The sequence below is a fragment of the Cyanobium usitatum str. Tous genome (assembly GCF_003011885.1).
GTDB lineage: Bacteria > Cyanobacteriota > Cyanobacteriia > PCC-6307 > Cyanobiaceae > Cyanobium_A > Cyanobium_A usitatum.
In genome coordinates this window covers 115,612-139,509 of the sequence record NZ_PXXO01000002.1, presented here as the reverse complement: position 1 = coordinate 139,509, position 23,898 = coordinate 115,612, and the positions used below count along the sequence as shown (strand labels likewise).

The following is a 23,898-nucleotide window of genomic DNA, read 5'->3' as shown; positions in this document are numbered from 1 at the left end:
GGCAGCTAAATGGTGCAAGCCCAGACGTGGCAGAGACGCTGCTGTTCAATGCCCTTCGGGAAGCCATCGACGAGGAGATGGCCAGAGATCCTTACGTCTGCGTGATGGGTGAGGACGTCGGCCAATACGGCGGCTCTTACAAGGTCACCAAGGATCTCTACGAGAAATATGGTGAGCTGCGGGTGCTCGACACCCCGATCGCCGAAAACTCCTTTGCTGGTATGGCGGTTGGTGCGGCGATGACGGGGCTGCGCCCAATCGTCGAAGGCATGAATATGGGCTTCCTGCTGCTTGCCTTCAACCAAATCTCCAACAACATGGGGATGCTGCGTTACACCAGCGGCGGCAATTACACCATTCCCACTGTCGTGCGGGGGCCTGGCGGGGTTGGTCGCCAGCTGGGCGCTGAGCACAGCCAGCGACTTGAGGCCTATTTCCACGCCGTACCCGGTATCAAAATTGTGGCGGTAAGCACTCCCACCAATGCCAAAGGCCTGATGAAGGCAGCGATCCGCGACAACAACCCCGTGCTCTTTTTCGAGCACGTGCTGCTGTACAACCTTTCGGAAGATATTCCAGAAGGTGATTACATCTGTGCCCTTGACCAGGCCGAGGTTGTGAAGGCTGGATCGGATGTCACGATTCTCACCTACTCACGCATGCGTCATCACTGTCTCAAGGCTGTCGAGCAGTTGGAGCAGGCTGGGGTGAGCGTGGAGCTGATCGATCTAATCAGCCTTAAGCCCTTTGATATGGAGACCATATCCGCCTCGATCCGCAAAACCCACAAGGTGATTGTGGTGGAGGAATGTATGAAGACAGGCGGCATCGGGGCTGAATTGCTCGCCTTAATTACGGAATATTGTTTTGATGAGCTTGATGCCCGGCCGATTCGGTTGTCTTCTCAGGACATCCCCACTCCCTACAACGGTGCCCTGGAAAACCTGACCATCATTCAGCCCCATCAGATTGTTGATGCGGCCCAGCAGCTCGTCGCCGGAAAGATCTAGATATGGCTCGTCAACAGGGGTGGTTTGCCCTGATCCTTGCCTTGGCAATTGCGGCCGGGGCCTTGCTCTTCAACTTTCCTTTGCAGCTGGGTCTGGATCTTCGTGGCGGCAGCCAGCTCACCCTGCAGGTGCTTCCGGCCGGTGCTGTCAAGACAGTTCAGAAAGAACAACTGGAGGCGGTGAAGGAGGTATTAGAGCGCCGGATTAATGGCTTGGGTGTCGCCGAGTCAACACTCCAAACCGTGGGAAATGATCAACTGGTTCTCCAGCTTCCTGGCGAACAAGATCCAAGCCGGGCCGCGAAGGTGCTCGGCACCACAGCCTTGCTGGAATTCCGGGCTCAGCAGCCCGGCACCGAGCGGGAGATGCAGGGTCTGCTGCAACTGAAGCGCCAGGCTCAGTCCGTGCTCAACCAGACCAAGGGTCGCGCGGCCGCGCTGGCCGATGGTCAAGCCCCTCCTCCCGAGGTTCAACTCAAAGCCGAGGAGTTGGCCGAGGCCCTCCAGAAGCTCGGGATCTCTGTGCCCCGCGGCAGCAGCGAAAGCGACCAACTCGACTTACTCCTGAGCAATGTCAATGGCAAGATCGTTGCGCTCTTTGAACCCACAAACCTCACTGGTAAGGATCTCACTACAGCAGGCCGCCAGCAACAACAAACAGGTACTGGTTGGGATGTGACCCTCTCCTTCAACCGAGAGGGTGGTGAGAAGTTTGCTGCGTTGACCAAATCGATCGCTGGCACGGGCCGCCTGCTGGGCATCGTTCTAGACGGCCGCTCCATCAGCGAGGCGAGCGTTGGGCCAGAATTCAAGGTAGCTGGCATCGCTGGCGGATCCGCCAGCATCACCGGTAATTTCAGCTCAGAGGAGTCTCGTGAGCTTGAGGTTCAGCTGCGGGGTGGATCCCTGCCCCTGCCCGTGAAGGTGATTGAGGTGCGCACCGTTGGCCCATCTCTCGGGGCCGAGAATGTGCGATCCAGCCTGATCGCTGCCCTCTCCGGCCTGGCCCTGGTGGCCTTGTTCATGGTGGTGACTTACCGGCTTGCGGGCTTGGTGTCGGTGGTCTCCCTGAGCCTCTATGCCCTCTTCAACCTGGCCATCTACAGCTTGATACCTGTCACTCTCAGCCTGCCAGGTATCGCTGGTTTTATCCTCTCGCTGGGAATGGCGGTTGATGCCAACGTTTTGATCTTTGAGCGCATCAAGGAGGAGCTGCGGGAGGGCAACACCCTTATTCGCTCGATCGACACGGGTTTTTCCCTGGCGTTCTCCTCGATACTTGATGGCCAGCTCACCACCTTGATCAGTTGTGTCGCCCTGTTTGCGCTCGGCACCGGGCTGGTCAAGGGTTTTGCGGTGACCCTTGGCATTGGTGTTGTGTTAAGCCTCTTTAGTGCTCTCACATGTACACGCGTGCTGCTACGCCTGTTGATGAGCTACCCGACGCTGCGACGCACCACCTATTTCCTGCCACGTGCTGAGTTGCCCTCTGCCGTTTCCTGAGCTGATGTACCTTCTCAAACCTTTGCTGAGCGTTCGGGTTAATCGCCATCGCCGCCAGTTATGGCTGATTTCAGGGCTGGCGGTTGTTGTGAGTCTGATTGGCTTGATTCTCTCGTGGCAGAACCCAGAGATCGCAGCCCCCTTGCGCCCAGGCCTAGATTTCACCGGAGGCACCCAGATTCAACTGGATCGCAACTGCGGCAACGCCTGCGGAGATCTCACTATTTCCGCCTTGGAGGACCGGGTTCAGACAATTCGTTTGGCTTCAGATGACGCAAGCCCTGCTCCGAATCTGATGGGGAGCTCCATTCAGTTGCTGGATGAAGGACGCTCGGTAGTGATGCGCTTGCCTAGCCTCAGCCCTGAGCAAGTGGATCAGGTGATAGGGACGCTTGAACCTCTTCTTGGTGAGCAGCTCACTGGGAGTTTGTCGGTTGACACCATCGGCCCGACACTGGGTAGTCAGCTACTAAGGGCCAGTCTGCTCTCGCTGTTGATGAGCATTGTTGGAATCGCTGTCTATATCAGTTTTCGTTACGACCGGATCAATGCCATGCTCGCTTTAATCTGTCTCGCTCACGATGTGTTGCTCACCTGTGGTTTGTTCGCCTGGTTGGGCCTCCTGATCGGACTTGAAGTGAATAGCCTATTTGCCGTGGCGTTGCTCACTATTGCTGGCTACTCCGTGAACGACACTGTTGTTATTTTCGACCGCATTCGAGAAAAGCGTTTGCAACTCAAGGATCTTTCTCTAGCTGATCAGGCAGATGAAGCCGTATCTGCCACTTTGACGAGATCGATTTACATCAGTTTTACTGCGCTCCTTCCCCTCCTAGCACTGATCTTTTTTGGCGGCAGCACCCTCGTGTGGTTCGCCGTGGCGATGAGTTTTGGAATCGTTGTCGGTAGCTGGTCGAGCATCGCCATTGCCCCCACCCTGTTACCGGTATTGTCCCGTCGCTAATCATTCCCCTGCTCATGTTGCAAGGACGGGCCGCCGCAGCAGCCTGAGAGGCTCCATTGTGCCTATCTTGCTCGCTCTGCTTGCTCTTCTAGATCTGCGAGTCGAGCTGCAGCTACTGGCAGACCACTTCACCTTGTCTTCATTAGCGGCAGCGATTCGCAATCATCTCCTGGCTACCGCAGTGCTGTTCTTGTTGCCATCACTATTGCATCACTATTGCATCACTACCGCCAAAGGCCATAGTAAAAATTTTATTGACAATTTCAATTAATCACTAAGAGTGATTAATTCCAGTGATCCATTACTTCCTTTACCAATACTTCTTCAAAGAGAACTTGCAGCACAACTACTAAGGGCAAGGCAAGTAGCACTCCTGGCAGCCCAAGCAGAGCTCCCAGGCATAGCTGGGCAGTGAGTGCGACGGTGGGCAGCAAATTGACGGTACGCCGTAGCAAAACAGGCGTAAGCAAAAAGGCCTCAGCGTTCTGCAAAGTGAGCCGCAGCACTAATACCTGCAGCATTTTTGCTGGTGATACCAGCAACGCCACCGCCAGGGGCAACAAGGTGGCAGCGGTGGGGCCGATCGTGGGCACGAAGGTAAGCAGGCCGCAAACCAGGGAGCTCAATAGGGCCAGCGGGACGCCTAACAGGGCTAGCCCGGCCCAGGTGAGCAGAAACACGCTCACGGCAGACAGGGTCATGCCAGCCAGCCAGCCACCCAGAGCCTGACGGGATTCACCCAGCAGTTTTTGCATCTGGGGGCGCCAGAAGCTGGGAGTAAGGGAAACAATCACCTTTTGATGACTGCGAGGATCCAGGGCCAGCAGAATCGCCAGTAAGGCCATCAACAGCATTTGGATAGTGGTGTTTGCGGCGCCGCCGGCCAGGCCAAGCAGCTGGCCGCCTAGGGGCTGGAGCCGCTCCCATGTACCAAGCGCCATCAACTGCTGCTCAAGATCAGGCAGCCAATCCACCTGGCGGGCCAGGCTGCTCAGCCGCAAAGCCAAGACAGGCAAAAGGGTGGTCAATTGTTTGATCTGCTCCAGCAGCTCAGGTAGCAACAGCTGGCCCAGCACGCCGCCGAGCAACACCAGTGAAACCAGCACCACAATTAGGGCGGCTGGGCGGTTCAGAGGCAGGAGGCGCCGCAGCAGGGTGATCGGAACGTCAAGGGCGACAGCCAGCACCACGGCACCGAACAGCACAAGCAGCACCCAGCGCAATTCCCAGGTGAGCAGCCCGATAACAACCAGGGCTAGTGCTCCAAGCACTGTGCGGCCGTTCATTGCGTCAGCCTGTCAGGCGCAGACGTTTCCATGGGTCCAGGATGTCGTGAATCAGCAGTTCGCGCACCATCACCTGCAGGCAAACGGCTAACGGCAAGGCCAGCAGCAGCCCCAGCGGTCCGAACACAACCGTGAACAGGAGCTGGGCCGTGAGGGTGAAGCCAGGCAGCAGCTTGAGCTGGTGATGCATCACCGAAGGTGTAATTAGATAGCTCTCCAGGTTTTGAACAGCGACATAAAGCGCTAGCACCGCTGCTGCTTTCCAGGGAGCATCTAGTAGGGCAACGGACATCGGAAAGACCGTGCTTAGGGTTGGTCCAATGTTGGGAATGATGTTCAGCAGGCCTGCAAGCAGGGCGTTTGCTGCCACCAACTTCACCCCGAGCAAACTCAAGCCGATAGCCGCCAAGATGCCGACGCAAAGTGAGCTGATTAATACCCCCACCATCCAGGCACTTAGGGCATCTCCGCATTGCACCAAAACCTGTCGGAAGCGGCGCCGGTAAAACGAAGGCACTAGCAGCACACCCACCTCTAAGTAGGCAGTTGGCTGCACAGCCACCATCAAAGCAACGGCAACTACAAACAGGATCTGAAGCAGGCCGGTGCCAACTCCACCTGCAAGCCCAAGCAGGCGCAGGGCGCCGCTGCTCAAGCTGCTGCTCAGGCGGGGAGAGAGGCCTGGCGCACCGCCAGCGTCGCTGCCAACCAGCCCATCTCGCAGCCAGGAGAGGTCACCATCCCCGCTGCCATAAATCATTTGAGAAACCTGCGATAGACCATTCCTCAAGAGATCCAGCAGGGTTTCGGCTGCTGCCGGCAACTTGCTGAGCAACTGGCTGAATTGGTCAACAAAAGGGGGGATCACCACGGTGGCAGCAACGGCCAACACCAGAAGCACCGTGCCCAAGCTGAGTAGGAGAGCCAGCGGCCTGGAGCACCCGAGCCGGGACCGGATCGATCCCACCAGGGTGCAAAGGGCCATAGCCAACACCAAGGCGGCAAACAGGTAAATCAGGCTCTGACGCAAGCTCCAAAGCAGCACCAGGGATGCCACCACTCCCAACAGGCCTAACCACTGGCCGAATTTCAAGGGCTCAGGCCTCGTCCTGCTCGGGCTGATCATCATCTTTATTACCCGAGAAGCCCAGGTCGTGGCTGTCGGCGTAGCGCTGGGCGAAGCGCATGAAGCGATCGAAATCCTCCGTGCTCTTCCAGGTGAAGGTGCACTCCAAGGCGCTGGCCTTGCCATTGACGAAGCGGGCCTTCACTTCACGGGTCACCAGCTCGCCTTCCTCATCCACCAGAAACATGCCGGTAATGTCTCCCATGCTTTCGGGAGCAAGGGCATCGGGCTCGTCGAAGACGAAAAGGGCCTGGCCGGTACGGCCGTCCCGCGAGCGGGTGAGGCGGATGTCGGGCACGACCGGCTCATCCACCCCACGGAAGAACTGAATGGCGGCGCCCATGGCAAGCGGGGACAAAAATCAATCCTAGGAGCCCGCCTTAACTGACTCCCCACAGACCTGCTCCCACCAGGGAGCTGGTTGCAGCAATTCAGCTGCAGCTGCATCGGGGTCTAGTCCGCCCAAATCGAAGCTGGCCAACAGGGGTTTAGCTCGCCTGCTGAGCTCGTTGTCGTAGCAGCGGTCGTAGTAGTAGAGCATCTGCCGGCAGGCAGTCGCCCAGTCTTGAGAGGCGATCGCCTCCAGAGCTGTTGCCGTGCGCTGGGGACCAAGCCGCCGGGCGATGCGTTCGGTGGCGAGGCGCAAGGACTCCTCCCCTTGATTGCCGTATACCGCAACCAGTTGCTCAACCCGCTCCGCCATAGGACGTTGGATCTCAACAGCCGGCGCCTCACCCATTTGGCGCCACAAGCCCGCGGGAATACGGCAGCGACCGACTTGGGCGCTTTCGGCCTCAAGCCAGATCGGTGCCTGGCCAGCGCTGGCCGTAAGGCTTGCAGCCAGAAGGTTCTCGTAGTGCTCCGTGCTCGGTTGCGGGGGTTGGCCCAAGCCGCCGAAACTGCTGCCTCGGTGATTGGCCAATCCCTCCAGATCAACGACCGCCTGCCCTGTTTGCCGAAGGGCATGCAACAGGTCGGTTTTGCCCGTGCCGGTGCGACCACCTAGCACAAGTAGGGGCCAGGCGGACTCAAAACAGTCCAACACCCAGCGGCGGTAGGCCTTGTAGCCGCCCTCCAACAGCAAAACGGGTAGCTCGAGGGTGCTAGCCAGCCAGGCCATGCTGCCTGAGCGCATGCCACCTCGCCAGCAGTGCAGGCGCAGGGGCTTGTCTGCTTCTGCAAGCTCCAATAGGGCCTGGGCAAGGGATGGCAACTTCAGGCCAACCAGTTCCAGGCCCAGTTGCACGGCAAGCTGCCGTCCCTTTTGCTTGTAGACAGTGCCAACTTGAGCTCGCTCGTCGTTGCTAAACAGAGGCAGGTTGGCCGCTCCGGGCACATGTCCCTGTTCAAACTCCCCAGGGCTACGCACGTCCACGATCGGCCCCTTAGCCGCCAGGAATGCCTTTACATCTTGGGGAGGGCAAGGGCCCGGCATCACTATTGAAGATCTCAGCTGACATAGTGGGCCACGCTGGCACTGCTTCAGGCTCGGCTTCCATTTCCATGCTTTCCGGACCTCCGGTCACCGCCACTACCGGCACCAGCCCTGGGGCCCTGCTTGAGCGCTTTCAAGCCGGCAATCCCCGTCAAAGGCGTGCCCTGCAGGCCACCCTGCAGCAGCAGAGCCAAGCTTTGCGCCCCCTAATCCCAGACCATCTGGCCGGTGTTGATGCCACCGGAGATGACTGGGCAGCTGGTTTTTTAATTCAGCTCCTGCTCGATGAACAGGATCAGCTGCGCGAAGAGTTTCTGGCCCGCTACCCCGACGGCTGGCTTGCCACCGTGTCGGCCCGTGGCCTGGACTACGCGCCCCTGCAAAGGGCTCTGATGGCTCAGCAGTTTGAGGAAGCCGATCGAATCACAAGCAGCTTGCTGCGGGAGCTCGCCGGCCCAGAAGCCATCCGCCGCGGGTATGTGTACTACAGCGAGGTGCCGCCGATAGCCTCCGCCGACCTAGACAGCCTCGATCGGCTCTGGGTCTGTTATTCACGTGGCCGTTTTGGCTTCTCGGTGCAGGGCAAGTTGCTACGCAGTTGTAATGGCCGCTGGGAGCTGCTCTGGCCCAAGTTGGCCTGGAAGGATGCAGGCCGCTGGACGCGCTATCCCGGCTCCTTTCAGTGGTCCATTGAGGCCCCTGAGGGCCACATGCCCCTCGTAAATCAACTGCGCGGTGTGCGGCTGATGGATGCCCTGCTCAACCACCCAGCTGTGCAACAGCGGATCAGGCCCTGAGCAAGGGTGCAGGCAGCGGCGTATGTTCAAAACGGCACCTGCGTACCTCAGCCCGATGGCCCTGCGCTGGTCGGACTTCATCACGCCTTCAACGCTGCAGCTAGCACCGCTGTTGGAACTTTTGATTGAGCCCATTCGCTGCCTGCAGCTTCAGGGGCAGGTGCAGCTTGGCCTGCAAGAAGCACTGGTCAATGCGGTCCGCCATGGCAACGGGTGCGACCCAGCCAAATGCTTGAGAGTGCGCCGCATTGAAACCCCCAACTGGCTGGTGTGGCAGGTGCAGGACGAGGGAGCCGGGGTGCCCGCAGCGGCTCGCAGCACCAGCCTGCCTAAGCAGCTAGATGCTGCAGGTGGCCGCGGATTGTTTTTGATTCATCACTGCTTCGACGACGTGCGCTGGAGTAACCGTGGCAACCGGTTGCAACTGGCAGTCAGTCGGCAGCGAGCTTCGTTGCTGGTGCCTGTCGGTGGCTGGGGCAACCAGGATCGCTCAACTCAGCCTTGAGCCAGCCGAGCCCATGCTCAACCAACTCGATGGCCTGGCGGCGGGCGTCTGAGCTTTGAGGTGCCCCGGGATCATCGCCCCTAAGCAGCAGCACCAGGGCTGCGGCAAGCTGCTCAGCGCCGCGCCGGGGGCGTTGGGACTTGAAGGCGTGCCAATCCCGGTCGCCTATGGCCAGATGTCGCTGCAAAGCGACAGCCAGCTCTAAGGATCCTTCTGGCCAGCTTCGTTTTTGCTTGGACAACGGGGTTTGCACTGGACGGCTACAGGCTCGAGGTTCCATCCTGAAGCCTGTAACGCCTCGTTGGGAGCAGGCCATGCCGACGCGACCATTGGGCCACCACTCGGTGCGCCAACCAATTCGCCTACTGCACCTGCTGGATGGGTTGCTCACCCAGGCATCTTTGACAGCTAAAAGCTCCGGGGTCAATCAGCGGCGGCAACGCCAGCGCCTTGAGCTAACCCAGAGATTGCTTGATCCCCTGCCCGAGCAGCTAGCCCCCCCTTACCGGCAGGAGGTGCTGTTTTGGCGTGGGCTGCGCTGGGCCACCGCCGGTCTGCTCCTGGCCTGGATTCTGAAGCGTTAGCGAGGTTTGCGGGCCGTCCAGACCCGAGTCATGAAATGGCTTTGGGCCGTAATGCCCTCAAAGCCAGGCTGGGCAAGACGAGCTCCGATGTCATCTGAGATGTAATCGCGGTAATAGGGCTCATGGAAAACCCGCCGGAAGTTCTCCATTACGGCACTGAATTGGGGTGAATCAGCCAGTTGTACGGAGTCGGCAATGACCACAACCCCTCCAGGCTCCAAAACCCGGTAGGCCTGATTAATCACGTTCTGACGTGCCTCCCCTGGCAACTCGTGGAACAGAAAAACGCAGGTGACGGCTTGAAAGCTTGCGTCGGCAAAGGGCAGTGCCTCAGCGTTGCCTTGGGTTAGCTGGGGAAGTTCTCCGGGCAGCTGACTAAGCCATTTATTGGCCTGGCGCAGGTAGGCACTGGAAAGATCCAATCCCACCAGCTGGGCTTTGGGTAAAGCGGCCCTGATCTGACGCAGGGTGCGACCGGTGCCGGTGGCAAGGTCGAGCACGCGCACCTGGCCGGCTGGCCGATCCGCGAAGGCTTTGATACCCCTCAGCAAGGGTGCAAGCATCCGCCGCCGCATTGGGTCGGCAGTGCCATTAAACAGAATTTCCACCTGCAGGTCGTAGAGCGCCGCGGAGTGGTCGCTTAGGTAGCCGTCAGTCTGGTGATGAAAATTTTGAAGGTAATAGTCGGGGTAATTATCTAGATCAACACTGCTAGGTAAATCGCGCACATTGCGCTCCCGGCGGCGGGACCAGGTGCTGGGCATATCTAGCCACACCATTGGATACCGACTCGCCCAATCAAGCCAGGGGGCATCGAACAGCAGGGATGGGGGGTAAAGGCCCTGTTCTGCTTCCTGCCAGTCGCGCTCGTGTAATGAATCCATGGCCTGCCTGAGGCTGGCCAGCAACTCAGGCGGTATTGGCACGGTTTTGGGGGTGCCATCTGGAGCAAGCAACCCCATAAGCCTGGTGCTCACCTCCTTATGGGTGACCCCAAGCAGCGCCCTGCCCTGCTGCATGGTTTGGTAGGCCAACTTGGTGAGCTGATCGGGCATGGCTAGGCAATTGCTTGGGTCTATTTCAGCGAATTTCAACTGACACCGCGATTGCTGAAGAGCTGTGAAGCTCTGGCTGTTTAGTAGCAACCGCTACCAAAATAGCTGCGGACTGGATCCAGAGAGAGGGGAGCACGCCATGACCATTGCCAGCCTGCAGAGCCAGCATGCCGATCCTGAATTTCAAACCTGGAGCCTGTTGCACGCCCGCGACAACCGCCTCCATGGAGCCGAACTGGCCCAGATAACCAAGCATCACGATCCCAACCCCGCCGGGGACGCCCTGCATCAGCTCCAGGCCTGGGCTAGGCGCCAGGCCCGCGAAAAGCAAATGCAGGCAAGCGCTATCGCCCACCTGCGCTATTGCCCGCCGGTGCCTAATCAGGCGGCGTAGTACATCACGAACTCGTGGGGGTGGGGCCGCTGGCGTAGCTGCTGCACTTCCTCGTATTTAAGGGTTATCCAGTTGTTGATGAAGTCTTCGGTGAAGACGCCACCAGCTAGCAGGTAATCCTTGTCTGCATCGAGGGCCTCAAGGGCACCATTGAGTGAGGCCGGCACAGTGGAGATGCGGGCCAATTCCTCAGGCGAGAGCTCGAACAGATCAACATCGGTGCCATCGCCCGGGTCGATTTGGTTCTTGATGCCATCGATGCCTGCCATCAACATTGCCGCGAAGCCGAGGTAGGGGTTGGACAGGGCATCGCCGGAGCGGAATTCCAGGCGCTTGGCCTTGGGGCTCGGCCCCGTGAGCGGAATGCGAACCGCGGCGGAACGATTGCCCTGGGAATAAACCAGGTTCACCGGAGCCTCGAAGCCTGGCACCAATCGCTTGTAGCTGTTGGTGGTGGGATTGGTGAAGGCAAGGAAACTGGGGGCGTGCTTCAGCAGCCCTCCGATGTACCAACGGGCAGTCTGGGAAAGGTTGGCGTAGGTGCCTTCGCCGAAAAACAGGGGGTTGCCACCTCTCCAGAGGCTTTGGTGCACGTGCATGCCACTGCCGTTATCGGCGAACACGGGTTTGGGCATGAAGGTGGCCGTCTTGCCGTACTTGCGGGCAACGTTGCGCACTACGTATTTGTAGATCATCACGTTGTCGGCTGCGCTGATCAGCTCGGCAAACTTGATACCCAGCTCATGCTGGGCTGTTGCCACCTCGTGGTGCTGCTTCTCGATCGGCACGCCCAGGCTGCCCATGGTGAGCAACATCTCCGTGCGCATGTCTTGAAGGGTGTCGTTGGGGGCGACCGGGAAGTAGCCCTCCTTCAACTGAATCTTGTAGGCAAGGTTGCCGCCCTCCTCGAGGCGCGAGCTATTCCAAGGAGCTTCAACTGAATCGACGCTGTAGAAGCTGCTGCCACTGCCTGAGCTGTAGCGGACGTCGTCGAAGACAAAGAATTCAGGTTCCGGCCCGAAGTAGGCGGTATCGGCGATGCCGGTGGAACCGAGATAGTTGAGGGCTTTCTGGGCCAAGGCCCGGGGGCAACGGCCATAGGGCTTGCCACTGCGGGGCTCCTGGATCGAGCAGATCAGGCTCAGGGTTTTGTGGCTGTAAAAGGGATCGATCCAGGCGGTGTTGGGGTCCGGCACCATCGCCATGTCCGATTCGTTGATCGCCTTCCAGCCCCGAATCGAGGAGCCATCAAAGGCAACGCCATCGCTGAAGGAGGCCTCGTCGATCAGGTCGCGGCAGACCGTCAGGTGCTGCCACTTGCCATGCAAGTCGACAAACTTGAGGTCGATCAGCTCGATTCCGTCCTCATGGATCTGACGGAGTACGTCCTGGGCTGTTTGGGCCATTACGAACAAGAAGAATGGGTGCCGACCGGATGCGGCGTCGCCGGACCGTACGGATCGTCCAGAAGCTAATTGGTATCGCCTGTAACCAAACTGAAGGCGAGGATTGCGTAACCGTTTCTGTCAACTTCCCCAGAACCCACCACTGGCCTGGGGTTTGGCGGAATGTGAGTGCTAGTTTTCGATGCAGGTGCGTCGATTTGATTCCGCCATGCGCGATGCCATCACTGGTCTAATTGGCCGTTATGACCAGCTCGGCCGCTATTTAGACCGCGATGCGATCGACCGCATCAGCACTTACTACTCCGAATCCAGCGTGCGCCTGGCTGCGGTGGAGCTGATCAACCGAGAGGCTGCCACCATCGTGCGCGAGGCGGCCCAGCGTCTCTGGCTTGCTGATCCCGAGCTGATCCTGCCCGGTGGCAACGCTTACACCACAAGGCGCCTTTCGGCTTGCCTGCGGGACATGGATTACTTCCTGCGTTACGTCAGCTATGCCCTGATCGCCGACGACGCATCGATCCTCAACGAGCGGGTGCTGAATGGTCTCGACGACACCTACAAGAGTCTTGGCGTGCCGACCGGCCCCACCGTGCGCAGCATTGCCTTGATGGCTGATGTGGTCTGCGAGATGCTGCTCGAGTCCGGTGTGGCATCCGCGATAGTGGTTCGGGCCCCCTTTGACCATCTCTGCCGTGGTCTTGGTGCCACCAATCTGCGGGCCCGCTAGGCCCCAGAATTGCTCCTTAGGCTCGATTTACCCTCTCCATCCTGGCCTTGGTTCCCCTGCCCGTGCTGCCACCAGTTAATTCAGCCCATCGCCGCACGCTGGCCCCAATAGCCACGCCAGATCGTCTGCTGCTAGGTCCTGGCCCCTCCAATGCCCATCCCACCGTGCTTCAGGCCCTGGCCCGAATGCCGATTGGTCACCTCGACCCCCTCTACGTCGAGCTGATGAGTGAGGTGCAGGAGCTGCTTCGCTACGCCTGGCAGACCGACAACCGGCTCACCATTCCAATGAGCGGCACCGGCAGTGCGGCCATGGAAGCCAGCCTGGCCAACACGATTGAGCCTGGAGACACCGTTTTGGTGGCCGTCAAGGGCTATTTCGGCCTACGTCTGGCCGACATGGCCGGTCGCTACCGGGCCAATGTTGTGACGATTGAGAAGCCCTGGGGGGAAGCCTTCAGCCTTGCTGAACTCGAGAACGCCGTAGCCACCCATCGGCCCAAAATTCTGGCCATCGTCCACGCCGAAACATCGACTGGTATCTGCCAGCCCATGGAGGGCATAGGCGATCTCTGCCGTCAGCACGACTGCCTGCTCTTGCTTGATACCGTCACTTCCCTTGGTGCGGTGCCCCTCTACCTCGATGAATGGAAGGTAGATCTGGCCTACAGCTGCAGCCAGAAGGGCCTCAGCTGTCCTCCTGGATTGGGTCCCTTCACCATGGGGCCGCGAGCCGAAGCAAAAATGATGGCCCGGGCCGGCAAGGTCCCCAACTGGTACCTGGACGTCACCCTGCTGAATCAGTACTGGGGCAGCGATCGGGTGTACCACCACACGGCGCCAGTCAATATGAATTTCGGCATGCGCGAAGCCCTGCGCCTGCTGGCCGAGGAGGGGCTGGAGGCAGCCTGGGCCCGTCACCGCAGCAATTCCGAGCTCCTATGGGCTGGTCTCGAAGCCCTAGGACTCGAGCTTCATGCCCCGGCAGCACTGCGCCTACCCACCCTCACCACGGTGCGCATCCCCGCAGGAGTTGACGGCAAAGCCTTCTCCCAGCACCTGCTCACCAAACATGGCATTGAGGTAGGTGGAGGCTTGGGAGCGCTGGCGGGCAAGGTTTGGCGGATCGGCTTGATGGGTTACAACAGCCAGCCTGAAAACGTCGACCTACTGCTCAACCTGTTTGAAACCGAGCTGCCGGCCTTCAGGCCCGCAGTTGCCCCTGCTGCCGTCGCCGCCTAAACCAGCTCGCCAGCAGACCGCTGGCCTCTTCGCCCAAAACCCCTCCGATCACGGTCATGTGGTGATGGGCACTGGGATTGCTGGCTAAGTCAAGGCAACTGCCGAGGGCGCCCCTCTTCGGATCCCTAGCGCCAAAAATGACCGTTCCCATGCGGGCTTGGACCAAGGCACCGGCACACATGGGACAAGGTTCCAGGCTCACCAGCAAGGAGCAGCCATTAAATCGCCAGTCGCCGCGCAAGCGGGCCGCCTGGCCAAGGGCCACCAGTTCGGCGTGTCCAAGGGGATCGCTGTTTTGCTCGCGCCGATTGCTGCCCCAGCCGATGCAGCGTCCCCCTTCATCGAGCACCACAGCGGCCACGGGAATTTCGCCCTGGTTTCCGGCCCGTTCTGCGTGGCGCAGCAGCAGTTGCATCCACTGGCGCTGCAGCTGGGGACCTGGTGGGCCCATGAGTTGGGAAGGATCCACTGCTTGCTGCCCGCAGCACAAACCCACTTGTAGCCCACCTCCACAAGTGAGAATGGCTTGATCCGATCGGTTTTCGTTGGCTAGCGCCCCCCCTGCCCCGCGGGCCAGCCAGCCCCTGCCCTTCGCCAGTCCGGAGCAGCTAGACCCCAGGCTGCAGGATTTTTTAGAGCAGGCTTCACGGCAGCTCTGTGTATGGCTTGGTAGCGCTGCCGAACGCTCGCCACTGCCAGGCTTGAGCGTTTTGCCACCGGTGGAGCCGGAAGATCACGGGTTGGCTCCGGAGATGCTGCTGGCCGATCTGCAGCTGGTGATGGATGGGGCCTTCAATCCCAACCACCCCGGTGCCCTTGCCCATCTCGACCCACCGCCCCTGCCGGCCTCGGTGGCTGCAGATTTGATCTGCGCCGGCCTTAACAACAACATGTTGGCTGAGGAATTGTCCCCCAGCTTGAGCCGCCTAGAGCGCAGCCTCACGGCCTGGCTGGCTGAGCAGCTAGGCCTGCCTGCGGGTAGTGGCGGTGTGGCCGCCAGCGGCGGCACCCTTTCCAACTTGATGGCTCTGGTGGCGGCGAGACGCCAGCGGGGTCTGGCCATAGACGGCCGGGCAGTGGTGGTGGCAAGCATTGATGCCCATGTCTCCCTCGCTAAAGCACTGGCGGTGATGGGCTTACCGCCTGAGGCCCTGCGGCCGGTGCCAGTAGATAGCCAGGGCCGACTAGATCCGACCGCTTTGGAGGTGGAGCTTGATCAACTCGAGCGGGCTGGGCTGCCAGTAATCGCGGTAGTTGCCACCGCTGGCACCACTGTTCGGGGGGCAGTCGACCCCCTCAGTGCGATAGCTGGGATTTGCCAGCGGCGGGGCCTGTGGCTGCATGTGGATGGCGCTATCGGGGCTGTGTTCGGCCTGGTGCCTGCCCACCGCCATCGGGTTGCTGGCCTGGAGCAAGCCGATTCGATCACGATCAATCCCCAGAAACTGCTGGGAATCACCAAAACGTCCTCCTTGCTGTTGCTGGCCCGCCCCCAGGAACTGGTGGAGGCGTTTCATACCGGACTGCCCTACATGGAGCCGAGCTGGGGCGGCAGCCACGGCGGTGAAAGTGGCCTGCAGGGCACCCGCCCCGCCGAGATTCTCAAGCTTTGGCTCGGTTTGCGGCAGCTTGGCCTAGTGGGCATCGAAGCGGTGCTCGATGGGGCTATTCAGCGTCGCCGCCAGCTTCAGGCCCTGCTGACACCCAACGAGCGGCTGCAGCTGGTCGGTGGCTCCTTCCATCTGCTTGCCTTCACCCCCAAGCAACTTGATGCCGCCGGCAGCCAGGCCTGGAGCGATCGCACCCGTCAGCGCCTGCTCCAGGAGCAGCTGATGCTTTCGCGCCCTCACTACGCCGGGCGCCACCATCTCAAGGCCGTGCTTGGTAACCCCCACACCAAGCCAGCCCACCTCGAGAACCTCGCCAGGGTTGTGCATGCCAGCCTCGATGAACAATCCTGATACCCCTCCCCCCTTGCGTGAACCCCCTGCTGTGACGACCTCAGGCCGCGGCCGCTGGGTCGCGATCGTGACTGGCGCTATTTCGGTGTTAATCGGCGTTCTTTATTTAGCGATGATCGTGGTGCTTGATAGCCGGGGGCCACTGCAGCCACCACCACCGGAGGCCATGGGCGAGCTGCCAGTCAGTCGGACCCAGGCCTTGGCGGCAAACTCCGCTGCTTTGCCTGCAGCGGTTGCACCACCCGGCTGAAGGCGGCCTTAAGGAAGCGACTCATGGCCCCGTCGCGTCGGCTGAGGTCGTATTGCTGCTGCACAACCTCCTGCACACCGCCGTCGCCCCAGTCCTGGTCTCGCTCGAAGTAGGTGATGAAGCTCAGCCCCGCAACCCGGGTGAGCCAGGCAGCGCTGACCGCCTGAATGGCACGGCTTACGACCAGAGCAGGTACGTTCAGACTTAGGGCCGCACTAAGCAAGCTGACGCCCCCCTTCACCAGCCCTAGGCCAGCCATGGTGCGTCCAACGGAAAGGGCCAGATCTTGGGCACTCTGGCGACTCATGCTGATGCCATAAATACGGGCTATCTCCACCACCATCTGGGCGTTTACAGCTGCGGCACCGAGCAGGTCCAGACCAGGTAGGGGTGTGACGGCAAGCACCCCGGCTCCTATCCACATGTAGCGATCAACGATTACCTCGCAGTCGCTGCGTCGCTGCCTGGTCAGCAGGGAGCGGCTCGCCTCACTGAGCCGCCGGCACTGCAACAGCAGGTTGTCGGCAATCAGTTCTTCCCCATCGGCGTGGAGCACGGCCGCGATGCGGCGTAACAGGGCATCGACCTCGGCAGCTGGCTGCAAAGGTCGCCCCCCTGGCATAGGCACGCTCTGGGGTGCCGCGCTTGCAGGGATCACGTCTTCGGCCGCAATGTGGTCGCGGCTGCGTTGGCGCAGTAGCTGCAGCAAGCGCGCCTCCTCCTGCTCGCCGCGCAGATCGCACTTGTTGAGCACCAGCATCAGACGCTTTCCCAGACCAGCCAGGGCTTCAAAAACCTCAAGCTCGGCGGCGCGCAGGTCGCCGTCCACCACGAGCAGGAGCAGGTCCGCCTTGCTGGCCTGGTCGCGGGCGAGCCGCTCCCTCTCAAGGCCAGCAGCACCTGCTTCGAGGATGCCGGGCGTGTCAACTAAAACCACGGCTCGCTGCAGGCTGCGCAGCCGCAGGCGATAGCGCTGGGTTTCGCTGGTGGATCCCATGGCAGCTCCCACCTTGCCCACCAGCTCCTGCAGCAGGGCCCGGATCAGAGAGGTCTTGCCTGCAGACCCCGTACCAAAAAGCACAATCACGAGATCGCCCCGTTCCAGCTCGGCCTGCATGCGCTCCCGCTCTTGACGCAGGGCTTCCCGCTCCACCGCATCGCGCACCCGATCGAGGGTTTGATCGATGGCGGCCAGGTTTTGGGCAGCCGCTTCCCGGCGGTTACCCGGCGGCGGCAAGCTGGAGGCCGCTCCAGGGCTGGCCTTGCCGGTAATGGTCCGCAACCACGGCCAGGCCAGTTGCACTAGCAGCAACACGAAGCCAGCGAAAATAAGGGCAAACAGCGGCTGAACGATCCAGCTCGGCAGATACCAACTCAGTTGCCAGTAGAGGTTGTTGACCCCCTGCAGCAAGGCGCCAACGGCGATCAGGGCCAGCACAGCCAGGCCGGCGATCATCCACAGGCGGGTGCGAGTGCTCACAACTCAGGCATCAGGATCTGGCTGCTCGGATGATCTCGCTCCACAGTCCTGCAGCCAAGGCGCTGCTGGCGCGACTGGGGCTGTTGTCGTCATTACCCAACCAGATACCCACCACCCAATGGCGCTGGGGTTCATAGCCCACAAAGAGCAAATCGCGGCTGTCATTGGTTGTGCCGGTTTTGCCACCCTCCTGACCGCCAAGACTGGCCATCTGGCCCGTACCCCGCTGCACCACGGCTCGAAGCAACTGCTGCATGGCGCGGGCAGTCGCCTCGCTGCTTACCCGGCGTCCCGCCTGGGATGTTGAAGGGACGTTGGCCTGGCGGCACTGGTTTGATGACTGGCCGCTACATGCCTCTCCATCGGTAAGGCGCCGAATTGTGCTGGGGGAATGCCAAACGCCACCGTTGGCGATTGCCGCGTAGGCAGCTGTGAGTTCCAGCAGGGTTACCTCGCTCTGGCCGAGGGCCAATCCGGGTACAGCCGCTAGGGGGCTGGTGAAGCCAAGATCACGGGCTTTCTGCACCATTGCATCAAGACCTACCCGCTGGGCCAGACGCAGCGCTGCCGTGTTGCTACTGATGGCGAAGGCGGATACCAGGCTCAAATTGCCACCACAACCGCTGCTAAAGCTCTGACCGCGCCAGCGCAATGGCGAGCAGCTGATTGGATCACTGGGCTTGCCGCCCCGCTCGAGAGCGACCAAGTAGGGAATCAGCTTGAAGGTGCTGCCTGGCTGGCGCAGGGCCATCGTGGCTCGATTGAACTGGCTCTGGCGGTAGTCGCGACCGCCGGCAAGGGCAAGGATGCCGCCGGTGCGCGAGTCGAGCACCACCACGGCCCCTTCCCCCACCCCCAGCGACTTGCTTTCGCTAAGTCGTTGGCGCAGCAACCGTTCCACCTGCTCCTGCAGGTGGCGATCCAAATAGGTATCGATCAGGAAGTTGCCCTCGGCCGCCACCTCTGCCCCCACCAGCTGATCGAGGTCGCGGCCCACCTGATCTGAATAAAAGGGGACTCCGCGTAGGGAGGTGCTGCTGCGGCAGGCCTGGGGCGAAAGCCGGATTGGGCTACGGCGGCCGCTGCGGGCCTGATCGGCACTGATGCGACCCGTATCGCCCATCTTGCTGAGCACGGCATTGCGGGAGCTCAGGGCCGCCTGGGGATCGAAGCAGGGGTCGTAACCATTGGGCGAGGGAAGCAGGCCCACCAGTAGGGCAGCCTCCTCAAGCTTCAGGTCGCTGGCGGGCTTACCGAAATAGTGGCGGGAGGCATCCTCAAAACCCCAGCCCACTCCTAGATAAACCCGGTTGAGGTAGCTCAGTAGCAAATCCCGCTTGCTGAACCGGGCCTCAAGCTGTAGCGCCACCAGCAGCTCACGCCACTTACGGCCCAGGGTTTCACCTTGACCCACCTGATCGGGGTACAAACTGCGGGCCAATTGCTGGGTGAGAGTGCTGCCCCCCTCCAGTACCCGTCCTCCGAGCACGTTGGTAACAAGGGCTCGGCCCGTACCAACCGGGTCGACGCCGGGATGCCACCAGAAGCGGCTGTCCTCACTGGCAAGCAGGGCATCGATCAACACCCGGGGATAGCCCTGCAAGGCTTTGAGCTCCCGATGCTCTTTAGCCTGGGCTGTTGCGATTGCTTTGCCCTGCCGGTCGTAGAGGACCAGCGGCCCTCTCACCGTGGCGAGGCTGCCGCGTATGGGCACCTGGAGGCCGGAGATGACCTGTAGGCCCAGGCCGCCTAGGGCCGCCGCCGCAAGCATCAGGCTCGTTGCCCGCAGCAACCTTTGCAGCTGGGGCAGGGGACGGATCTGAAAATCGAGCTCAGGCAGTCCCGCCTCCTGGCTGGGGCCGAAGCGCAGGCTGTCGCCGTCGCGAAGCAACAACTGCTGCATCCGCCTGCCCTGCCACCAGAGGCCGTTGGTTGAGCTGTCGTCGCTTAGCATCCAGTGGGATCCGCGCCGCTCCAGCAGGGCGTGCTGGCGGCTGACCGCCGGATGGTCAACGCAAATATGGCAGTCTTTGTCTCGCCCGATGCGGTAGATGCCCGGATGCAGGGGCACCAGGCGCGAGGCTTGGCCCGGTAGGTGAACCTGGAGTTGGGCTTGCCCGGGCTGGCTGAACCGCTGCCAACGGCGTCCTAGGGCTTCAAACGCTGGCTTGGCCATGGTTACCCAGCAGCTCAATGGCGAAGCAAAGCACCGCCAGGTTGATGGCCACATCGGCCAGGTTGAACACCGGGAAGGAAACCGGCACCAGGGCTAAAAAATCCACCACATAGCCAAGACGCCAGCGATCGAGCCCGTTGCCGAGCGCTCCCCCCAGCAGCAGCCCTATCCCAAGGCTCCGGGTGAGGGTCAACTGACCCTGCCTCTGAATCCAGACAGCCACACCAATGGAGACCAGAAGGCTCACCAGGCCGAGTAACTGGGGGTTGCCACTGAACAGGCTGAAGGCAGCTCCGGTGTTGCGGACAAGCTGCAGTGAAAGGAGCCCCGGCAGAAAAGTTGAACTGCTTCCTAGCGGCAGATTGGCAACGGCTAGAGCCTTGCTGAGCTGGTCAAGCAGCAACACCAAGGCAGCGCTGGTGTAGGCCAGGTTGCGCAGCCGACTCATGACTCCACCAGCAGCAGACGGCGCAGCAGCAGGGCCATCAGGGCTACGGCGCAGCAAAGGAGCAACTGGGGTATCAAGGGCGCCAGGCTGTAGCTGAACAGCAGGATTCCAAGATTTGGTCCCCAGCGGCCAGCCAGTGCTCCCAGCAACAGGTTGGCTATGCCGCAGACCTGCAGGACGCCCAGCCCGACTACTGCGGCGCCAAATAAACCAAGCAGGTCGTCCATTCCCTGCTGGCGCACGAGCTTGCCGGTGAGCCAGGCCGCCGGGATGAAGCCAGCCAGATAACCAAAGCCAGGATCCAACAGGTAGGCGGCACCGCCCCCGCCCTGAAACACAGGCAGCTGGAACAGGCCCAGGCTCAGGTAAGCAACTGCTGCGAGCATGCCGCTGCGGGGGCCGCAGACCAGGGCGGTTAGCAGCAGGGCCGGCACCTGCAGGGTGATGGGCAGGGTTGTGAGGTTCCAGCCGCCGCTGGCGGTCGGAATCGGGGCGGCGGCCTGAATCAGCCCGCCTACCAAGATCAGCAGCAGACCGGCGATTGCGCCGCTCCAGGTGGCTAGGGCCCTCAACTGATCACATCGTTTCTGCCTCCATTTTGGGGGGTCGCGCGAATGGGGCCGCTAACTTCTAGATATCAAGGGAAGCTATGGACGTGCCACTAGGAGCCGAGTCGTTGGAGCCACTGCCTTTTGCCGTGGAGCCACTGCCTTTTGCCGTGGGCGATGCGGTGCAGCTGAAGGGCCGTCCCAACTATCTAAAAACAGCTGATCCCATGCCGATGTTGCGTCCGCCAGACCTGGTGGACAGCGATGAGCAGGGTCAGGTGCTGGCCATTAAGGCGCGCAATCAACTGGCAGTTCGCTTTCGTCGCGGCACCTTTTTGCTGGAAGCTGACCAACTACAAGCTGCCGCGCCTTAATCAGGCACTGGGCACGGCCTATCAGGAACTGAGATCGTGGCGTTGCCAGGCCAGTTCTGCGGCGGTTAGGGCTGGCGCTGGACCACAGATGCTGAGGGAGGGAGCCGAAAGCCTGCGGCGAGCTGCCGCCAGCAAGGTGCCTGCATCCAGTTGCTGGGCCCGCTCCAGGCTGTCCTCCACGTAACTCCAGCCCAGGCCGTGGCCCAGCACCAGCGCCTGACGATCGGCGATCTGGCCGCAGGTCTGGCGCCCCATGGCGTCCTGGCCACGGTATTTGGCCTTAGCCAAAGCGAGCTCAGGCAAGCTCAAGGGCTGATCTAGTACTCGTTGCCACTCATCCAGAAGAGCGGTGGTGGCCTCCTCTGCTCGCTCAGCGGAAGTGGAGAGGTGCCAGATAAATGGCGTTGCGCCGCGCCGCGCCGGCATGTGAACCCCAACGTCGTAGGCCAGGCCCCGCTCCTCCCTCATGGTGACGAACAGGCGGCTGGACATGCCCATGCCCAGGTGGGCCTGAAGCAGCCTCAGGGCCAGCCCATCCGGATCGCCCAGGGGCACGGTAGCCGTACCCAGCATCAATACCAGTTGCTCAGTGTCCTGCTCCAAGCAGGCAAAGCGCTCCTGCCCGGAGGCTGCTCCCGGTCCGGCGCCGGGGCTTGGCGGGGCCGTAGTCCAAGGGCACTGATTCAGGAGGGGATTGAGCAGCTGGGGAAGCTCGTCATCCAGATCGCCGCAGGCCACCAAAAGGGCGCCGTTCTGGCCGAGATCAGGCACCAACGCCCCTATCTGTTCGGTTTGCAGGGCCGCTAATTCCCCATCTACACCGAGGGGATCGTGGCCATAGGGCCCATCGCCGTAGAGCATGTGGCGCAGCTGGTCGTGGGCTAGCTGGAACGGATCTTCCCGCTGGCGCTGCAGGCTCTGGAGGTTCAGGTCCCGCTCTAGCTCGAGTTGGTCAGGGCTGAGCCAGGGCTGCCTGGCCATTGACAGCAACAGGGGCAGCAGCTCGCTCGTGTCGCTGCTGGCGCACTTGAGGCTGATCACCAGGAAGTCTTCGGCGGCTTCAGCACGCAGGGCCGCCCCGCGACCCTCCACTAGGTCGGCCAAGGCTTCTGGCCCATAGCTGCCGCAGCCGCGGGTCATCAAGCCCGCCAGCAATTGACCAGCCCCGCGCTGGCCCGGCAGATCCTGACTGCTGCCTCCCCGTATCCACAGCCGGCAGGCAACGATCGCCGGTCCAGGCCGGCGCTGCCAGATCAGCGGTAGGCCGCCCTGAAGGCTGGTGTGCTGCCAGTTGGCCGAGGATGGATGGGTGCTGGTCATGCCGGCACCGCCTCGAGCACGCAGGCCCGGCTGGGATCCAGCAGGGGAACGGCCTGCTGCAGCAATTCGGACGCACTCCAGCAACCAATCTCTTCTAGTGGCAGCTCCAGCCTGTGGTGGCGCCCCCAGAGGCGGTTGTTGCCTATCAGGCCAGCCACGCCGCCAGCGGCCTCTAAACCAAAGCGGTAGCCATTGGCCACCAGCCGCTGGGCTCGCTGCCATTCCACCTCAGCCATACCCTCCTGCAACAGCTCGTACCAGACCGCATCAATCGCTTTGCGAACGGAGGCCAGCTCTTCCGTTTCGCAGATCGCCTCCAGCAGGGCAAAGCTGCCGAACTCCATTACGTGCAGATCCAGATCAATGCTTTCCACGATGCGCAGTTGCTCGCGCAGCCTCTCCACTAAGCGGCTGCGGCGCCCCTCGGCCAGCACGGTTGTGAGCAGGTCTGCGCCCATCACGTCGTGCAATTGAGAGGCGGGAGGTAGACCCCAGAGCATCAGTAGGCGCGCCGATTCCAGCCGCGGCACTTCGATCCGGTGCTCCCCTGGCTGCACCAGAAGGGCTGGTCGGCGGCAGGGCTCCTCCACCAGCGGCAATTGGGCCAGGCCACTGGCGTCGATGCGTTCGGCCAGGGTCTCCAGCTCGAGGGCGCCGCCCATGGCCAGCACGCAACGGTTGGCGCCATAAAGACGCCGATGGAAGGCGGCCATGGCAGCGGGTGTCTGCTCAAGCAGCAGTTCGCGCTGGCCCAGGATCGGTTCGCCGTAGGCGTGCTCTGGGCAGCCAAGTCGAAGTAACTGCTGCAGAGCGATTTCATCGGGCTGATCTTCGCTTTGGGCCAGCTCCTCGAGCACCACCTGCCTCTCCATGTCGAAGGCTGCGGCATCGAGGCGGGGATGCAGCACCAGATCGAGCAGTAGGTCGAGGGCTTCTGCAGCCGCCTCCGGTGGGATCAAAACGTGGTAGTGAACGTCGTCGAAGCCGGTGGCTGCATTGCTGTTGCCACCCATCGCCTCGATGCGAAGGTCGAATTCACCAGGCCCAAGCCGCTCGCTGCCCTTGAACACCATGTGTTCAAGGAAATGGGCCATGCCGCTTTCTGCGGCAGATTCAAAAACGCTGCCTGCCCGACACCAAAAGTCGAGGCAAACCAGCGGCGAGTCGGGCAAGGACAGGCTGACGACGGTGGCGCCGTTGGCAAGAAGTTGGTCGCTGGCATTAGCCAGGCCTGGCAGCAGGGGCTGGGATGGGGCCAGGGGCAAGGCTCAGATGCGTGGCAGGATCTGCATTCTGCTGGCTGCACCTC

25 protein-coding genes are annotated in these 23,898 nt (G+C 61.4%); 11 read left to right on the top strand and 14 right to left on the bottom strand.

Annotated features, from left to right (window positions below):
* The first annotated feature begins 26 nt into the window (after nucleotides 1-26).
* Genes C7K55_RS02620 through secF form a run of 3 tightly spaced genes read left to right on the top strand, consistent with a single transcriptional unit; the run spans nucleotide 27 to nucleotide 3,476 of the window.
* The gene (locus C7K55_RS02620) at nucleotides 27-1,010 is read left to right on the top strand and encodes a pyruvate dehydrogenase complex E1 component subunit beta (RefSeq protein WP_106501849.1); all 984 of its coding nucleotides are present in this window, start codon (nucleotides 27-29) and stop codon (nucleotides 1,008-1,010) included.
* Between the two features lie 2 nt (nucleotides 1,011-1,012).
* Entirely contained in the window at nucleotides 1,013-2,512 is a 1,500-nt protein-coding gene (gene secD, locus C7K55_RS02615; protein ID WP_106501848.1) for a protein translocase subunit SecD, read from the top strand.
* Between the two features lie 4 nt (nucleotides 2,513-2,516).
* Nucleotides 2,517-3,476 carry a protein translocase subunit SecF gene (gene secF / locus C7K55_RS02610; protein ID WP_106501847.1) on the top strand — a complete coding sequence of 320 codons (960 nt, stop codon included), beginning with the start codon at nucleotides 2,517-2,519 and terminating at the stop codon, nucleotides 3,474-3,476.
* Nucleotides 3,477-3,760: 284 nt separating this feature from the next.
* Here the strand turns inward: secF and C7K55_RS02600 are convergent, their stop codons facing one another.
* The 4 genes from C7K55_RS02600 to mnmH are packed head-to-tail and all read right to left on the bottom strand — an operon-like array spanning nucleotide 3,761 to nucleotide 7,323.
* Nucleotides 3,761-4,762 carry an AI-2E family transporter gene (locus C7K55_RS02600; RefSeq protein WP_106501846.1) on the bottom strand — a complete coding sequence of 334 codons (1,002 nt, stop codon included), beginning with the start codon at nucleotides 4,760-4,762 and terminating at the stop codon, nucleotides 3,761-3,763.
* Between the two features lie 4 nt (nucleotides 4,763-4,766).
* Complete coding sequence (locus tag C7K55_RS02595; protein ID WP_106501845.1) at nucleotides 4,767-5,855, bottom strand: AI-2E family transporter; 1,089 nt, start codon at nucleotides 5,853-5,855, stop codon at nucleotides 4,767-4,769.
* Between the two features lie 4 nt (nucleotides 5,856-5,859).
* The gene (gene psb28 / locus C7K55_RS02590) at nucleotides 5,860-6,231 is read right to left on the bottom strand and encodes a photosystem II reaction center protein Psb28 (RefSeq protein WP_106501844.1); all 372 of its coding nucleotides are present in this window, start codon (nucleotides 6,229-6,231) and stop codon (nucleotides 5,860-5,862) included.
* A gap of 24 nt (nucleotides 6,232-6,255) precedes the next feature.
* On the bottom strand, nucleotides 6,256-7,323 hold the full coding sequence (mnmH, locus tag C7K55_RS02585; RefSeq protein ID WP_106501843.1) for a tRNA 2-selenouridine(34) synthase MnmH: 1,068 nt from the start codon (nucleotides 7,321-7,323) through the stop codon (nucleotides 6,256-6,258).
* 68 nt (nucleotides 7,324-7,391) lie between these two features.
* Between mnmH and C7K55_RS02580 the strand changes: the two genes are divergently transcribed.
* Together C7K55_RS02580 and C7K55_RS02575 are read left to right on the top strand one after the other, a co-directional pair.
* The gene (locus C7K55_RS02580; protein ID WP_106501842.1) at nucleotides 7,392-8,120 is read left to right on the top strand and encodes a GUN4 domain-containing protein; all 729 of its coding nucleotides are present in this window, start codon (nucleotides 7,392-7,394) and stop codon (nucleotides 8,118-8,120) included.
* Nucleotides 8,121-8,142: 22 nt separating this feature from the next.
* Nucleotides 8,143-8,625 carry an ATP-binding protein gene (locus tag C7K55_RS02575; RefSeq protein WP_241518122.1) on the top strand — a complete coding sequence of 161 codons (483 nt, stop codon included), beginning with the start codon at nucleotides 8,143-8,145 and terminating at the stop codon, nucleotides 8,623-8,625.
* Here the strand turns inward: C7K55_RS02575 and C7K55_RS13990 are convergent.
* Nucleotides 8,552-8,905 carry a DUF6439 family protein gene (locus C7K55_RS13990; protein ID WP_241518121.1) on the bottom strand — a complete coding sequence of 118 codons (354 nt, stop codon included), beginning with the start codon at nucleotides 8,903-8,905 and terminating at the stop codon, nucleotides 8,552-8,554. The two genes, C7K55_RS02575 and C7K55_RS13990, sit on opposite strands and share 74 nt — an antisense overlap.
* Nucleotides 8,906-8,939: 34 nt before the next feature.
* Between C7K55_RS13990 and C7K55_RS02565 the strand changes: the two genes are divergently transcribed.
* Nucleotides 8,940-9,209: a hypothetical protein gene (locus tag C7K55_RS02565; protein ID WP_106501840.1), complete on the top strand. Its 270-nt coding sequence runs from the start codon at nucleotides 8,940-8,942 to the stop codon at nucleotides 9,207-9,209.
* On the opposite strand, the gene C7K55_RS02560 is transcribed toward C7K55_RS02565, so the two are convergent.
* Nucleotides 9,206-10,264, bottom strand: a complete 1,059-nt coding sequence (locus C7K55_RS02560) for a class I SAM-dependent methyltransferase (RefSeq protein ID WP_106501839.1) — start codon at nucleotides 10,262-10,264, stop codon at nucleotides 9,206-9,208. The genes C7K55_RS02565 and C7K55_RS02560 overlap by 4 nt on opposite strands.
* 139 nt (nucleotides 10,265-10,403) lie before the next feature.
* Between C7K55_RS02560 and C7K55_RS02555 the strand changes: the two genes are divergently transcribed.
* Nucleotides 10,404-10,658 carry a hypothetical protein gene (locus tag C7K55_RS02555; RefSeq protein ID WP_127431960.1) on the top strand — a complete coding sequence of 85 codons (255 nt, stop codon included), beginning with the start codon at nucleotides 10,404-10,406 and terminating at the stop codon, nucleotides 10,656-10,658.
* Here C7K55_RS02555 and glnA read toward each other — a convergent pair.
* Nucleotides 10,646-12,064 carry a type I glutamate--ammonia ligase gene (gene glnA, locus C7K55_RS02550; RefSeq protein ID WP_106501837.1) on the bottom strand — a complete coding sequence of 473 codons (1,419 nt, stop codon included), beginning with the start codon at nucleotides 12,062-12,064 and terminating at the stop codon, nucleotides 10,646-10,648. The genes C7K55_RS02555 and glnA overlap by 13 nt on opposite strands.
* Nucleotides 12,065-12,272: 208 nt before the next feature.
* Here glnA and C7K55_RS02545 point away from each other — a divergent pair, with 208 nt between their 5' ends.
* Together C7K55_RS02545 and C7K55_RS02540 are read left to right on the top strand one after the other, a co-directional pair.
* A complete protein-coding gene (locus C7K55_RS02545; protein ID WP_106501977.1) occupies nucleotides 12,273-12,791 on the top strand; it encodes a globin family protein in 519 nt (172 codons plus the stop codon).
* Between the two features lie 47 nt (nucleotides 12,792-12,838).
* The gene (locus C7K55_RS02540) at nucleotides 12,839-14,032 is read left to right on the top strand and encodes a pyridoxal-phosphate-dependent aminotransferase family protein (RefSeq protein WP_106501836.1); all 1,194 of its coding nucleotides are present in this window, start codon (nucleotides 12,839-12,841) and stop codon (nucleotides 14,030-14,032) included.
* Here the strand turns inward: C7K55_RS02540 and C7K55_RS02535 are convergent.
* Nucleotides 13,995-14,483 (bottom strand): nucleoside deaminase, encoded by a 489-nt coding sequence (locus C7K55_RS02535; protein ID WP_106501835.1) that lies wholly within the window; start codon nucleotides 14,481-14,483, stop codon nucleotides 13,995-13,997. The two genes, C7K55_RS02540 and C7K55_RS02535, sit on opposite strands and share 38 nt — an antisense overlap.
* Nucleotides 14,484-14,577: 94 nt before the next feature.
* Here C7K55_RS02535 and C7K55_RS02530 point away from each other — a divergent pair, with 94 nt between their 5' ends.
* Nucleotides 14,578-15,993: a pyridoxal phosphate-dependent decarboxylase family protein gene (locus C7K55_RS02530; RefSeq protein ID WP_106501834.1), complete on the top strand. Its 1,416-nt coding sequence runs from the start codon at nucleotides 14,578-14,580 to the stop codon at nucleotides 15,991-15,993.
* 182 nt (nucleotides 15,994-16,175) lie between these two features.
* On the opposite strand, the gene C7K55_RS02520 is transcribed toward C7K55_RS02530, so the two are convergent.
* From C7K55_RS02520 to C7K55_RS02505, 4 genes are read right to left on the bottom strand one after another with little or no spacing between them, the layout of a single operon-like run.
* Complete coding sequence (locus C7K55_RS02520) at nucleotides 16,176-17,723, bottom strand: DUF697 domain-containing protein (protein ID WP_396094812.1); 1,548 nt, start codon at nucleotides 17,721-17,723, stop codon at nucleotides 16,176-16,178.
* A 10-nt stretch (nucleotides 17,724-17,733) separates the two neighbouring features.
* Nucleotides 17,734-19,899: a transglycosylase domain-containing protein gene (locus tag C7K55_RS02515; RefSeq protein WP_106501833.1), complete on the bottom strand. Its 2,166-nt coding sequence runs from the start codon at nucleotides 19,897-19,899 to the stop codon at nucleotides 17,734-17,736.
* A complete protein-coding gene (gene lspA, locus C7K55_RS02510; protein ID WP_106501832.1) occupies nucleotides 19,880-20,347 on the bottom strand; it encodes a signal peptidase II in 468 nt (155 codons plus the stop codon). The genes C7K55_RS02515 and lspA overlap by 20 nt, the downstream gene beginning before the upstream one ends.
* Nucleotides 20,344-20,919, bottom strand: coding sequence for a biotin transporter BioY (locus C7K55_RS02505; RefSeq protein WP_106501831.1), 576 nt, complete (start codon nucleotides 20,917-20,919; stop codon nucleotides 20,344-20,346). The genes lspA and C7K55_RS02505 overlap by 4 nt, the downstream gene beginning before the upstream one ends.
* 77 nt (nucleotides 20,920-20,996) lie before the next feature.
* Here C7K55_RS02505 and C7K55_RS02500 point away from each other — a divergent pair, with 77 nt between their 5' ends.
* Complete coding sequence (locus C7K55_RS02500; protein ID WP_315856763.1) at nucleotides 20,997-21,269, top strand: NAD(P)H dehydrogenase assembly family protein; 273 nt, start codon at nucleotides 20,997-20,999, stop codon at nucleotides 21,267-21,269.
* Nucleotides 21,270-21,290: 21 nt separating this feature from the next.
* Here the strand turns inward: C7K55_RS02500 and C7K55_RS02495 are convergent, their stop codons facing one another.
* Nucleotides 21,291-22,589: a M16 family metallopeptidase gene (locus C7K55_RS02495; protein ID WP_106501830.1), complete on the bottom strand. Its 1,299-nt coding sequence runs from the start codon at nucleotides 22,587-22,589 to the stop codon at nucleotides 21,291-21,293.
* The gene (locus tag C7K55_RS02490) at nucleotides 22,586-23,854 is read right to left on the bottom strand and encodes a M16 family metallopeptidase (protein WP_106501829.1); all 1,269 of its coding nucleotides are present in this window, start codon (nucleotides 23,852-23,854) and stop codon (nucleotides 22,586-22,588) included. Before C7K55_RS02490 ends, C7K55_RS02495 begins: the two co-directional genes overlap by 4 nt.
* Between the last annotated feature and the right edge of the window lie 44 nt (nucleotides 23,855-23,898).

Bases quoted from the DNA above. Each gene is read 5' to 3' on its own strand.
- secD (WP_106501848.1), top strand. From the start codon at position 1,013: ATGGCTCGTCAACAGGGGTGGTTTGCCCTGATCCTTGCCTTGGCAATT.
- secF (WP_106501847.1), top strand. From the start codon at position 2,517: ATGTACCTTCTCAAACCTTTGCTGAGCGTTCGGGTTAATCGCCATCGC.
- C7K55_RS02600 (WP_106501846.1), bottom strand. From the start codon at position 4,762: ATGAACGGCCGCACAGTGCTTGGAGCACTAGCCCTGGTTGTTATCGGG.
- psb28 (WP_106501844.1), bottom strand. From the start codon at position 6,231: ATGGGCGCCGCCATTCAGTTCTTCCGTGGGGTGGATGAGCCGGTCGTG.
- mnmH (WP_106501843.1), bottom strand. From the start codon at position 7,323: ATGCCGGGCCCTTGCCCTCCCCAAGATGTAAAGGCATTCCTGGCGGCT.
- C7K55_RS02580 (WP_106501842.1), top strand. From the start codon at position 7,392: ATGCTTTCCGGACCTCCGGTCACCGCCACTACCGGCACCAGCCCTGGG.
- C7K55_RS02575 (WP_241518122.1), top strand. From the start codon at position 8,143: ATGTTCAAAACGGCACCTGCGTACCTCAGCCCGATGGCCCTGCGCTGG.
- C7K55_RS13990 (WP_241518121.1), bottom strand. From the start codon at position 8,905: ATGGAACCTCGAGCCTGTAGCCGTCCAGTGCAAACCCCGTTGTCCAAG.
- C7K55_RS02565 (WP_106501840.1), top strand. From the start codon at position 8,940: ATGCCGACGCGACCATTGGGCCACCACTCGGTGCGCCAACCAATTCGC.
- C7K55_RS02560 (WP_106501839.1), bottom strand. From the start codon at position 10,264: ATGCCCGATCAGCTCACCAAGTTGGCCTACCAAACCATGCAGCAGGGC.
- C7K55_RS02555 (WP_127431960.1), top strand. From the start codon at position 10,404: ATGACCATTGCCAGCCTGCAGAGCCAGCATGCCGATCCTGAATTTCAA.
- glnA (WP_106501837.1), bottom strand. From the start codon at position 12,064: ATGGCCCAAACAGCCCAGGACGTACTCCGTCAGATCCATGAGGACGGA.
- C7K55_RS02545 (WP_106501977.1), top strand. From the start codon at position 12,273: ATGCGCGATGCCATCACTGGTCTAATTGGCCGTTATGACCAGCTCGGC.
- C7K55_RS02535 (WP_106501835.1), bottom strand. From the start codon at position 14,483: ATGGGCCCACCAGGTCCCCAGCTGCAGCGCCAGTGGATGCAACTGCTG.
- C7K55_RS02515 (WP_106501833.1), bottom strand. From the start codon at position 19,899: ATGGCCAAGCCAGCGTTTGAAGCCCTAGGACGCCGTTGGCAGCGGTTC.
- lspA (WP_106501832.1), bottom strand. From the start codon at position 20,347: ATGAGTCGGCTGCGCAACCTGGCCTACACCAGCGCTGCCTTGGTGTTG.
- C7K55_RS02500 (WP_315856763.1), top strand. From the start codon at position 20,997: ATGGACGTGCCACTAGGAGCCGAGTCGTTGGAGCCACTGCCTTTTGCC.
- C7K55_RS02495 (WP_106501830.1), bottom strand. From the start codon at position 22,589: ATGACCAGCACCCATCCATCCTCGGCCAACTGGCAGCACACCAGCCTT.